The sequence below is a fragment of the Arthrobacter sp. 18067 genome (genome assembly GCF_902706295.1).
GTDB lineage: Bacteria > Actinomycetota > Actinomycetes > Actinomycetales > Micrococcaceae > Arthrobacter.
The window spans coordinates 79689-90912 of record NZ_CACSJJ010000018.1; the positions used below are offsets into that span (position 1 = coordinate 79689).

12 protein-coding genes and 1 tRNA gene are annotated in these 11224 nt (G+C 61.5%); 9 read left to right on the forward strand and 4 right to left on the reverse strand.

Annotated features, from left to right (window positions below):
- Positions 1 to 27 precede the first annotated feature (27 nt).
- Positions 28 to 1257 carry a pyridoxal phosphate-dependent aminotransferase gene (locus GVL04_RS17580; RefSeq protein WP_159706949.1) on the reverse strand — a complete coding sequence of 410 codons (1230 nt, stop codon included), beginning with the start codon at positions 1255 to 1257 and terminating at the stop codon, positions 28 to 30.
- 252 nt (positions 1258 to 1509) lie between these two features.
- On the opposite strand from GVL04_RS17580, the gene GVL04_RS17585 reads away from it, so the two are divergent.
- From GVL04_RS17585 to rplL, 9 genes are all read left to right on the forward strand, one after another.
- Positions 1510 to 1582 (forward strand) — tRNA-Trp (locus GVL04_RS17585).
- A gap of 80 nt (positions 1583 to 1662) precedes the next feature.
- Positions 1663 to 1944: a preprotein translocase subunit SecE gene (gene secE / locus GVL04_RS17590; protein WP_024817604.1), complete on the forward strand. Its 282-nt coding sequence runs from the start codon at positions 1663 to 1665 to the stop codon at positions 1942 to 1944.
- A 114-nt stretch (positions 1945 to 2058) separates the two neighbouring features.
- Positions 2059 to 2913 carry a transcription termination/antitermination protein NusG gene (gene nusG, locus GVL04_RS17595; RefSeq protein WP_159706951.1) on the forward strand — a complete coding sequence of 285 codons (855 nt, stop codon included), beginning with the start codon at positions 2059 to 2061 and terminating at the stop codon, positions 2911 to 2913.
- Between the two features lie 130 nt (positions 2914 to 3043).
- Complete coding sequence (gene rplK / locus GVL04_RS17600; RefSeq protein ID WP_011775609.1) at positions 3044 to 3475, forward strand: 50S ribosomal protein L11; 432 nt, start codon at positions 3044 to 3046, stop codon at positions 3473 to 3475.
- Between the two features lie 130 nt (positions 3476 to 3605).
- A complete protein-coding gene (rplA, locus tag GVL04_RS17605; protein WP_159706953.1) occupies positions 3606 to 4313 on the forward strand; it encodes a 50S ribosomal protein L1 in 708 nt (235 codons plus the stop codon).
- 120 nt (positions 4314 to 4433) lie between these two features.
- Complete coding sequence (locus tag GVL04_RS17610; protein ID WP_159706955.1) at positions 4434 to 5543, forward strand: GNAT family N-acetyltransferase; 1110 nt, start codon at positions 4434 to 4436, stop codon at positions 5541 to 5543.
- Positions 5540 to 6691 carry a GNAT family N-acetyltransferase gene (locus GVL04_RS17615; protein ID WP_235036336.1) on the forward strand — a complete coding sequence of 384 codons (1152 nt, stop codon included), beginning with the start codon at positions 5540 to 5542 and terminating at the stop codon, positions 6689 to 6691. The genes GVL04_RS17610 and GVL04_RS17615 overlap by 4 nt, the downstream gene beginning before the upstream one ends.
- Before the next feature lie 302 nt (positions 6692 to 6993).
- Positions 6994 to 7596 (forward strand): 50S ribosomal protein L10, encoded by a 603-nt coding sequence (gene rplJ / locus GVL04_RS17620; protein WP_089595808.1) that lies wholly within the window; start codon positions 6994 to 6996, stop codon positions 7594 to 7596.
- Between the two features lie 76 nt (positions 7597 to 7672).
- Positions 7673 to 8050: a 50S ribosomal protein L7/L12 gene (gene rplL, locus GVL04_RS17625; RefSeq protein ID WP_090817745.1), complete on the forward strand. Its 378-nt coding sequence runs from the start codon at positions 7673 to 7675 to the stop codon at positions 8048 to 8050.
- Between the two features lie 110 nt (positions 8051 to 8160).
- Here the strand turns inward: rplL and GVL04_RS17630 are convergent, their stop codons facing one another.
- From GVL04_RS17630 to GVL04_RS17640, 3 genes are all read right to left on the reverse strand, one after another.
- A complete protein-coding gene (locus tag GVL04_RS17630; RefSeq protein ID WP_159706959.1) occupies positions 8161 to 9318 on the reverse strand; it encodes an IS30 family transposase in 1158 nt (385 codons plus the stop codon).
- A 77-nt stretch (positions 9319 to 9395) separates the two neighbouring features.
- Entirely contained in the window at positions 9396 to 9863 is a 468-nt protein-coding gene (locus tag GVL04_RS17635; RefSeq protein ID WP_235036339.1) for an aminoacyl-tRNA deacylase, read from the reverse strand.
- Between the two features lie 46 nt (positions 9864 to 9909).
- On the reverse strand, positions 9910 to 11109 hold the full coding sequence (locus GVL04_RS17640) for an acetyl-CoA C-acetyltransferase (protein WP_159706963.1): 1200 nt from the start codon (positions 11107 to 11109) through the stop codon (positions 9910 to 9912).
- Positions 11110 to 11224: the final 115 nt, after the last annotated feature.

Genomic DNA, 11224 nt, shown 5'->3' on the forward strand with positions numbered 1-11224 from the left:
TGGAAGAGCGTTTGCGTTTGCCGGTTACTACTTGGCTTTGCCCAGGAATTCCTGCATCCGACGGACACCTTCAGCGAGGTCCTCGTCGCCGAGCGCGTAGGACAGACGCACATAGCCGGAGGGCCCGAAGGCCTCGCCTGGAACCACAGCTACTTCAACCTCGTCGAGGATCAGGGTGGCAAGTTCGGCCGATGTGGAGGGGCGGACAGGGCCGTTGGAGGTCTCAAATTCCTTACCCAGCAACCCACGGACGTCAGCGTATACGTAGAAGGCGCCGGTCGGCGTCGGGCACTCAACGCCTTCGATCGCATTGAGGCCGGCGACGATCGCCTTGCGGCGGCGGTCGAAGGCCACCTTCATCTCGTCGACGGCGGTCAGCGGACCCGTGAGGGCGGCGGCGGCGGCGATCTGCATGATGTTGGAGACGTTGGACGTCGCGTGCGACTGCAGGTTGGTGGCAGCCTTGATGACGTCTGCCGGGCCGATCATCCAGCCCACACGCCATCCGGTCATGGCATAGGTCTTGGCCACACCGTTGAGGATGACAACCTTGTCGCCCAACTCCGGAGCCGCGGTGGCGATGGAGGTGAACTCAACGCCGTCGTACGTGAGGTGTTCGTAGATTTCATCGGTGACAACCCAGAGGCCCTTGGCTGCGGCCCACTTACCGATCTCGGCAACCTGTTCCGGGCTGTACACGGCGCCGGTGGGGTTGGATGGGGAAACGAACAGCAGGATCTTGGTCTTGTCAGTCACGGCGGCTTCAAGCTGCTCAACCGTCACGAGGTAGCCCTGCTCGGGACCGGCGAAAACTTCCACAGGGACGCCGCCGGCGAGGCGGATGGCTTCCGGGTAGGTGGTCCAGAACGGGGTCGGGATGATGACCTCGTCGCCCGGATCCACCAAAGTGGCAAACGTGTTGTAGACCGCCTGCTTGCCACCGTTGGTGACGAGGACCTGGGAAGGGTCAACCTGGTAACCGGAGTCCCGCAGGGTCTTCTCCGCGATGGCCTTCTTCAGCTCGGGGAGGCCGCCCGCGGGGGAGTAGCGGTGGTACTTCGGCTGGCCGGCAGCTTCGATGGCGGCCTGGACAATGTAATCCGGGGTGGGGAAATCGGGTTCACCGGCACCGAAACCGATCACGGGGCGCCCCGCGGCCTTCAGTGCCTTGGCCTTGGCGTCAACGGCAAGGGTGGCGGACTCGGCGATGGCGGAGATTCGCTGTGAAATGCGGGCGGTAGTTGTTCCGGCAGACATCTATGTACCGTTCTTCGCAGGCAGCTCGTGGGCTGGATGATGGGATTCGACGTAAACTACCTTATGCTGTTCTGCGGACCTCCCGGGCGACCGCCGGACTTTGTGACTGGTAATGCTGGTCACAGGTTTTTGGCGCTGGGAGGGCCGGAATTGAGCCGGTTCGACTATCGCGAAATTCTTGCGTAGACTGGTTCACCGGTGTTGAAAAGCACCACAGGCTGAAGTGCGGCCTGAAACATGGATTCGATCCATAGGGTAGTGGCGCAATTGGTAGCGCAGCGGTCTCCAAAACCGCAGGTTGCAGGTTCGAGTCCTGTCTGCCCTGCGCAAGCTGTCCCGGCGGAAACGCCGGGACATGCGCAGCAACCATGGCTCTGATCAGAGTCGGGTCAACGACTTTGCAAGGTGAGTGAGGACCAGGTGACCGAAACAGCTGCCAGCAGCTCGAAGGGCCGTCCCGCCAAGAAAGCCGATCGCGGTTTCTTTGCCCGTATTGCGCTCTTCGTCCGCCAGGTCATTGGTGAACTGAAGAAAGTCGTTGCACCCACCCGCAAGGAACTGATCAATTACACGCTCGTGGTGCTGGTGTTCGTGGCCATCATGATGCTCATCGTCACTCTTCTGGACCTGGCCTTCGGCACGGGAGTCAGCTGGGTCTTCGGTGGGTCTGGGGCTACGGACCGCTAAGCGGATCTGTCCGCAAACTGTGTGAAATTCCTTGGTAATTCAGGGATTTTGCGGGGTTTGCGGAATTGAGCCATTTAAATAGGCATGTTAGGCAATGAGGAAGCAGGAGACCAAGTGTCTGAGCAGGAGCTCGAGGTAAACGAGACTGAGCTGGAAGAAACTGAGGGCGCCGCAGCTGAGGCTGTGGAAGAGTCCGAGGTTGATTCTGCTGCGCCCGAATCTGCCGACGCCGACGATTCCGAAGAGGACTTCGAAGCTGACGTTGACGACGAGTCTGATGACGCGTCCGGCGATGTTGCAGACGAAGACGACGCCTCGGAAGAGTCCGACGGCGACGACCTGGCAGCCGCTGCTGCTGCAGCGCCTGCTGATCCGGCTGAAGAATTCAAGGCCAAGCTGCGCCGCCAGGAAGGTGACTGGTACGTCATCCACTCCTACGCCGGTTACGAGAACCGCGTGAAGGCCAACCTCGAGACCCGCATCCAGACCCTGGACATGGAAGATTACATCTTCGAAATCCAGGTTCCCATGGAAGAGGTCGTCGAGATCAAGAACGCGCAGCGCAAGGTCATCAACCGCGTTCGCATTCCCGGTTACGTACTGGTCCGCATGGACCTGACCGACGCCTCCTGGGGCGCCGTTCGTCACACCCCCGGCGTCACCGGCTTCGTGGGCAACGCCCACAACCCCGTCCCGCTGCGCCTTGACGAGGTCTTCTCCATGCTTGCCCCGGTCTTCGAAGAAGAGCAGGCAGAGCAGGGCAAGCCGGTCAACAAGCAGAACCAGGCTCCCGTGGCCGTCGACTTCGAGGTCGGCGAGTCGGTCATCGTCAAGGAAGGCCCGTTCGAGACGCTTCCGGCAACGATCTCCGAGATCAAGCCCGAGTCCCAGACCCTGGTGGTCCTGGTCTCGATCTTCGAGCGCGAAACCCCGGTGACGCTCGCATTCAACCAGGTCACCAAGATCTAGCTGATTCCAAAATTTCGCTCCAGTCCTGCCTGCTTAGCAGTTCGGGAGCGGCCGGCCGCCTCGCCATGGCGGCCAAAAACCTGGGACGCGCTCCTGTGTCCCAGGAAGCTATTGAGAGAAGGACCCTACATTGGCTCCCAAGAAGAAGGTCACCGGCCTCATCAAGCTGCAGATCCAGGCAGGTGCCGCTAACCCGGCTCCGCCGATCGGTCCTGCGCTTGGCCAGCACGGTGTCAACATCATGGAATTCTGCAAGGCGTACAACGCTGCAACGGAATCCCAGCGCGGAAACGTTATCCCGGTCGAAATCACGGTCTACGAAGACCGTTCCTTCACCTTCATCACCAAGACCCCGCCGGCTGCAGAGCTCATCAAGAAGGCTGCAGGCGTTGCCAAGGGTTCGGCTACCCCGCACACCGTCAAGGTTGCCAAGCTGACCCAGGCGCAGGTCGAGGAAATTGCTTCCACCAAGATGGAAGACCTCAACGCCAACGACATCAAGGCAGCCGCCTTGATCATCGCAGGCACCGCCCGCTCCATGGGCATCACCGTAGAAGGCTAATTCCAGCCTTCACCCGCCGGGCAACCGGCATCTGAAACATTGAAATGTCGCAGGATCCTTGCCGGATCCACGACTGTGGCAGGGCCCAGCGCGGTCCGCAGACCACAACTGCACAAGGAGAAACAGCAGCATGGCAAAGCGCAGCAAAGCATATGAGGCAGCCGTAGCCAAGATCGAGGCAGACAAGGTCTACGCCCCGATCGAAGCCATCACCCTCGCGAAGGACACCAACCCTTCCAAGTTCGACGCAACCGTTGAGGTCGCTTTCCGCCTAAGCGTCGACCCTCGTAAGGCCGACCAGATGGTTCGTGGCACCGTCAACCTGCCGCACGGCACCGGTAAGACCGCCCGCGTCCTCGTTTTCGCAACCGGCGACAAGGCTGAAGCAGCAATCGCTGCCGGCGCCGACTTCGTTGGTTCCGATGACCTGATCGAAAAGATCGCAGCCGGCTGGACCGACTTCGACGCCGCAGTGGCAACCCCTGACCTCATGGGCAAGGTTGGCCGCCTCGGTAAGGTCCTCGGCCCGCGTAACCTGATGCCGAACCCGAAGACCGGTACGGTTACCCCGGATGTCACCAAGGCTGTCAACGACATCAAGGGCGGCAAGATCGACTTCCGCGTCGACAAGCACTCGAACCTGCACTTCATCATTGGCAAGGTTTCCTTCGACGTCAACAAGCTGGCTGAGAACTACGCAGCTGCACTGGAAGAGGTGCTTCGTTTGAAGCCTTCCGCTTCCAAGGGCCGCTACATCCAGAAGGCTACCGTTGCCACCACGTTCGGTCCGGGCATCACCGTTGACCCGAACGTCACCAAGGTTCTCACCGACGCGTAAGCTTCGCGAGCACTGGCTCTGAGAAAAGGACCGTCCGGCTATGCCGGGCGGTCCTTTTTCTTGTCTGGACTTCTTGTCCTGACCTGTTCACCGCCGGAGGTGCGCCGTAGGCTATGGTGCGTGTCGTCGTCGAACTCTTCTGTCAATGGCGGCTTGTCCGTTAAGCGGATAGCCGTCCCCGAAAGTCCTGACGCGTCTGGTGCGTCCGACTTCCGGGCATTTCACGGGCTGATCGTCGCCCACGCCATGGAACTGTGGGGGAACCAGGACCGCAGCCCCACCCTGGCCGAGTCTGTCCTCTTCTGGCTGGGCAACGCCTACGAAGAGCGGCAGGTTTTCCTGGCGTATCTTGATGGCGCCGTAGTGGGCAGTGGAACCTTGACCCTTCCACTGAGTGAAAACACGACGACGGCGGGTGTGGACGTCCTTGTCCACCCACCTTTTCGGCGGCGCGGCTTCGGGTCTACGATCCTCGGGATGATGGAGCAGTTGGCGCGCGGACGGGACCGTATCTCCTTTGACGCGTATTGCGAGGAGCCAATCGTGCCGGTCTCCGAAGGCCCTGCGCTGCTGGACGCGAAGTCCGGAACGGGCGGCGTCCCCTTGGATTCGGCATCCACCCGGTTCGCCCTTCATCATGGATACTCGCTGGAACAAGTCGAAACCAACAGCACGCTGCCCTTCCCCGTCGAGGAGGAAGTGCTGCGGAAACTCGATGCTGAGGCAACACAGCGGGCCGCCGGGTACAGCGTCATTGCGTGGCGGGAAAGGTGCCCCGCCGAACTGGTGGACGTCTTCGCACGGCTCAAGAGCCTCATGAGCACCGAGGTGCCGATTGCAGGCCTTGGCTGGGAAGGCGAGGAATGGGATGCCGCACGGGTGCGTCAGGAGGAGTCCACCTGGACCGCAAGCGGTGTTGACTCGGTGGTGGCGGTTGCGCGTCACGATGCCACGGGTGAACTGGCGGCCTACACGGTCCTCACGCACCGGGAGGCGTTGCCTGCCCTGATCTACCAGGAGGACACTTTGGTGGCGCCAGGACACCGGGGCCACCGTCTGGGGATGGTGGTCAAGATCGCCAATCTTCGTCGCGCGAAGGAGCTGTGGCCTGACGCCACGTCGGTGATGACATGGAACGCCAATGAAAACCGGCATATGCTGGCCATAAATATCGCCCTTGGATTCAAGCCTTCCGGCTTTGAAGGCGAATGGCAGAAACGGCTGGAATGACTGTAGACGAGGCGAAGACCGTTCAAGTCGAGCAGCTGTGGGTGCCTGACACCCTGGACAGCCCCGACGCCACTGACTTCCTGGACGCCGTGGAAGTCGGCCGCCGGGTACGCATGGAAACGTGGGGGAGCGACGACCTCGCCTACACGCCACTGGAAAAGCTGCTTGAGTTCTCCGATCCCTATGAACGCCAGATCATCCTGGTGGCCAAGGTGGACGGCGCGATCGTTGGTACCGTGGACATTGCCTTGCCTTTGGCGGACAACATGGACCTGGCCGAGTTCACCTTGGACATCCTGCCCGAATACCAAAGCCAAGGGGTCGGGCGCCAACTTCTGGAAGCAGCGGAACAATTGGCCCGGGCAGAAGGCCGCACCATGATCCTGGTGGACACGAACCATCCGGCAACATCGCTGACCGAGGTTCCTGAGGACCAGCTGATACCCGGCAGCGGCGCGGGCTTTGTTCCCGTAAGCAGCAGGGAGGTGGATTTCGCCAAGCGCGCCGGCTATACCCTCCAGCACATTGAGCAGTTCAGTTCCTGCGCGCTTCCCCTTGATTCCAAGCTCGTAGGTGACCTGCAGCTCGAAGCCGAGGAAGCCAACGGTGGCCGGTATGCCCTTCACCACTGGACTGACCGCTGCCCGGAACCTTGGCTGGAGGCGGTGGCGGCGTTGGAGAACGCTGCCGGCGAAGTTGTCCGTGATGAGGGGGAGGACGAGGCCCCTGAAGTAGAGGCAAGCGGTATGATTTTTGACCCCGTTATCCTCCGCGAAACGGAAGACGCAGCCTTGGCGCAGGGCCGACGCACGGTGGTCACCGCCGTCGAGCATGTTGAGAGCGGAAGGCTGGTGGGCCTGACCACCATCAGCGTCCTGGCGCACCGACAGGACGTGGTTTTCCAGGACGACACGTTGGTCCTGCAGGAACACCGGGGCAACAAGCTCGGTCTGCTGATCAAAGTCTCGAACATGGAACGGCTCAGCGAGCAGTTTCCCGATGCCCGGGTGATCTACACGTGGAATGCACCCGAGAACCGCTACCTCCTCACCGTGAACAAGCAGCTTGGTTTCACCACTGCGGGCGTTACGGGCCTGTGGCAGAAGGAACTTCCCGGGCGGAGTACGGGCACGACGTCATCTGACTAGTCCTGGCCTCGATTTGGTTTGGGGAGCACTGTCCCGTAGCCTTGAAGTACCAAAGACCGTCGGTTGATGGGAATCCACTCTTTAGAGCACAGCTCAATTCTGCAGCTACGCCCTTGAGGCCACAGTGAATTCCTTGACGAAGGACCCTGAACATAGGGCGGCCGGCGCAGGTGAACGAAGCTAGTCTCCACGGATCAAACTGTGTTGAGCCAAGCCCCGTGCATCTGCGCGGGGCGTTTTTTAGTTTTAGCTCTCGTGAGCGGGGACCCGGAAGACCGGCTTTATTCCCCGGAAGGAGGGTTATGACAACGCCTAGCAAGATCTCCGCAGTTGCAGAGATCACCAACGATTTCAAGGAATCGAACGCGGCTGTCCTGACCGAATACCGCGGGCTCACTGTTGCACAGCTCAAGGAACTGCGTGTTGCGCTCGGCCAGGACACCAAGTTCTCGGTCGTCAAGAACACCCTGAGTGCAATTGCAGCCAAGGAAGCTGGTGTTGAAGCATTCAACGATCAGCTTGCCGGCCCCACTGCAATCGCCTTCATCAAGGGTGACGCTGTTGCTGCTGCCAAGAGCCTGACGGACTTTGCCAAGGCCAACAAGCAGCTGGTTATCAAGACCGGCGTCTTCGAAGGCAAGGCATTGGACGCAGCAGGAGTTGCCGCACTGGCAGCCCTCGAGTCCCGCGAGCTGCAGCTCGCACGTGTTGCTGGTGTCCTCAAGGCTCCCGCATCCGCTGCTGCACGCATCATCGACGCTCTGCGCCTCAAGCTTGAAGAAGAGGGCGGCGCATCTGCACCGGCCGCTGAAGAAGCTCCGGCCGAAGAAGCTGCTGTTGAGGCTGCCGCTGAAGAGGTTGCGGCTCCGGCCGAAGCCGCTGAAGCTGCAACCGAAGAGAACTAAGTTCTCCCCCCAATCAAACTCTGGTGCATGGAGCGGCGTGGTCCGCATCTGCACCAACTAATGGAAGGACGCCACCATGGCGAAGCTCAGCAACGAAGAGCTCATTGAAGCTTTCAAGGAACTGACCATCATCGAGCTCTCCGAGTTCGTCAAGCTCTTCGAAGAGACCTTCGAAGTTACGGCTGCTGCTGTTGCAGTTGCTGGCCCCGCTGCCGGCGGTGCTGCTGAAGCTGCTGAAGAGAAGACCGAATTCGACGTCGTTCTCGAAGCTGCTGGCGACAAGAAGATCGCAGTGATCAAGGAAGTTCGCGCCATCACCTCCCTCGGCCTCAAGGAAGCCAAGGACCTGGTTGACGGTGCACCGAAGGCTGTTCTCGAAGGCGCCACCAAGGAAGCCGCAGAGAAGGCAAAGGCTCAGCTCGAAGAAGCTGGCGCAACGGTTACCCTCAAGTAACTCGTCTTGCTTGTGGAAGCCCCGTCCGGTTCGCCGGGCGGGGCTTCCTGCCTTTAACGCCCCCAAGTAGGTCGCAGTTGTGCGCGTTTTGAGGGGGCGGTTTCTAGCGGTTATCGCAACAGGAAGGTTCTGATCATCTCATTGGGGGTGCAGAAGTCGAATCGTTGGCGGGGTCTGTCGTTGAGTTCGTGGGCGACGTAGTCGAGGTCGGTTTGGCTGTAGATGCTTAGGTCTGTGCCTTTGGGGAAGTACTGGCGCAGGAGCCCGTTGGTGTTTTCGTTCGAGCCGCGTTGCCAAGGTGCGTGGGGATCGCAGAAGTAGATGTCGATGTCGGCTGCGATCTTCACTTCCTTGTGCCTGCGCATCTCGGTGCCTTGGTCCCAGGTCAGCGAGAGTCTCAGTTCATCGGGAAGGGCTCCCATTTTGCGGATCAGTCCATCCCGAACAGACTCGGCACGGTTTTCTCCGGTCGGGACATGGAGGAGCATCACGAACCCGGTTGTGCGCTCCACGATGGTGCCGATGGCGGTTTTTCCGTCCTTGCCTACGATCAGGTCCCCTTCCCAATGCCCTGGCACGGCACGGTCTTCGACCTCGGCGGGACGGTCGGCGATCATGACCTTGTCCTGGATTCTGCCGCGGCGTTCGTCGGGGCGGTGTTGGGGTTTGCGCAGGGTCCGGCCGGTGCGCAGGTTCTTGACCAGTTCCCGCTTCAGTCCGCCCCGGGACTCGAGATAGAGGGACTGGTAGATGGTCTCGTGTGACACCCACATCTCCGGGTTGTTCGGGAAGTCCTTGCGGAGTCTGCCGGCGATCTGGGCCGGTGAGTCTTTCTTGTCGAGCCGCTTTTCGACTTCCTTGCGCAAGGGTTTGTTGCTGTTGAGCTTAGCGGTCTTGGGCCTGGCTGCCCGGGCGTGGGCGCGGGCGTGGGCGGTGGTAGCCCGGTAGAAAAAGACCTTGTCTGCGTTCCTCCGGAGCTCCCGGGAGATCGTCGACGGGGCCTGGCCCAGCCTTCTGGCGATCTCACGGACCGATTCCTTGCTCCGCCATAACGAGATCAACTCCCGCTCCTCGAAAGACAGGGACCGGCCGGTCAGGGTCCGGCCCCTGCGGGGCCGGACCCCTCCCGAGGACCTCAACTCACGGCGGACCGTCGTGATGGACCACCCAACGGACGCGCCAGCATCTTCGTAACGGGCACCATCAGCAACCTGCTGCCAGAACGACTGAACAACCTCAGCGACCAAACGATTCGTGAACTTCACCATGGCAATCGACACCCTTCAATAATCAGGTGTTGCGATCACCGCATGATTCAGCGGGCCAAAACGCGCACTACTGCTACTTAGTTGGGTTCGCTGATGTCTGCTACCACCGCGCCAAGCGCCGCCGTCAGGGCATCGGCGTCCACGAAAGCACTGCGGCCGTGTGCGCCGGCACCCATGGAGATGCGGCGCCCCGTGATGCTGGCGTCAGCGTAAACCGGCCAGGGGGTGGTGCTGCCCAAGGGAGTGATGGTGCCACGTTCGTAGCCGGTTGCAGCCAAAGCAACATCGGCGTGGGGGAGCGAGAGTTTGTTGACGCCTACCAGGGAGCGCAGCTTTGGCCACGAGATCTGACGGTCCCCGGGGATCAGGGCGAAGAGGAAGCTGCCGTCGCGGTGCTTGACCACCAACGACTTCACGATGTCTGCCGGGCTGATGCCCAAGATGCCCGCGGCCTCTTCCAGGCTGCGGGCTGCAGGACGTTCGACGACGTCAACGGCCAGTCCGCGGGCGGCGGCGTCGGCCAGGAACCGTTCGGCCCCGTCCATGACAGGTTCACTCACGTCGTATCCCATCAGTCGTGGTAGTTCCTCGTCAGTCCCGGTACAGGAGGAGGGCTTCGCCCTGGCCGCCACCGCCGCACAGCGAAACTGCGGCCTTGCCCGTTCCCCTGCGCTTGAGTTCGTGGGCTGCGTGCAGTGCAAGTCGCGCGCCGGACGCCCCGATGGGGTGGCCCAATGCGATGGCGCCGCCATGGATGTTGCACTTCTCCAAGGGATAACGAAGGTCTTTGAGGGACTGGACGGCGACGGAGCCAAAGGCCTCGTTGATCTCGATGAAGTCCAAGTCCTCCGCAGTCCAGCCGGCCCGCTTCAATGCTTGTGCTATCGCGTTGGACGGCTGGGAGTGCAGGGAGTTGTCAGGCCCGGCAACCTGGCCGGGCTTCCCCACGACGGCCAGGTAATCCAGCCCGTTGTCCTTGGCGAAGCGGCGACTGGTCAGCACCAGTGCGGAGGCGCCGTCGGACAGGGGAGAGGAGTTTCCTGCGGTAATGGTGCCGTCCGTGGCGAAGGCGGCTTTCAGCGGTGCCAGGGTTTCCACTGTGGTGTTGGGCCGCACCCCTTCATCTGTGGTGAGGACCAGAGGCTCGCCCTTGCGCTGCTTGACGCGAACCGGAGCGATTTCGACGTCGAACGTTCCGTCAGCGATGGCGGCAGCGGCACGCTGGTGGGAAGCAGCGGCCACCTCATCCTGGGCCTTGCGGTCAATACCGAGGGTGACGTTCTTGGTTTCCGTGGACAGGCCCATGGATTGTCCGTCGAAGGCATCCGTGAGGCCGTCGTGGGCGGCGACATCAAGTGCCTGGATGGCACCGTAGGTCCAACCCTGACGGGAGCCCGGCAGGATGTGGGGTGCCCTGGTCATGGATTCCTGGCCACCGGCAACAACCACGGTGGCATCGCCGCTGCGGATCATCCGTGCGGCGTCAATGACGGCCGTCAGCCCGGACAGGCAGACCTTGTTGATAGTCACTGCCGGGATGTTCCAGCCAACGCCCGCTGCAATCGCACTCTGGCGGGCAGGGTTTTGGCCAGCGCCAGCCTGGAGGACCTGGCCCATGATGACGGCGTCCACCTGCTCGGCCTTGACACCACTGGCTGACAGGGCCGCGGTGATGGCATGTGCGCCGAGGTCGACGGCGGTGAACCCCGCCAGTTGACCGTTAAGCCGACCCTGTGGGGTACGGGAAGCGGCAAGGATGACAACGTCATTGTCGTCAGCGGAGTTGGTCATGGTCTCTCTTCCGATCCTGGAGTGGTGTTGCAAGGCTATCGCGGAGCGTGCGCCAGCCTACCCTTTCAACGGTTGTGCCGGTCCGCACATTCCATCGCGGCGATTCCACGCTGGA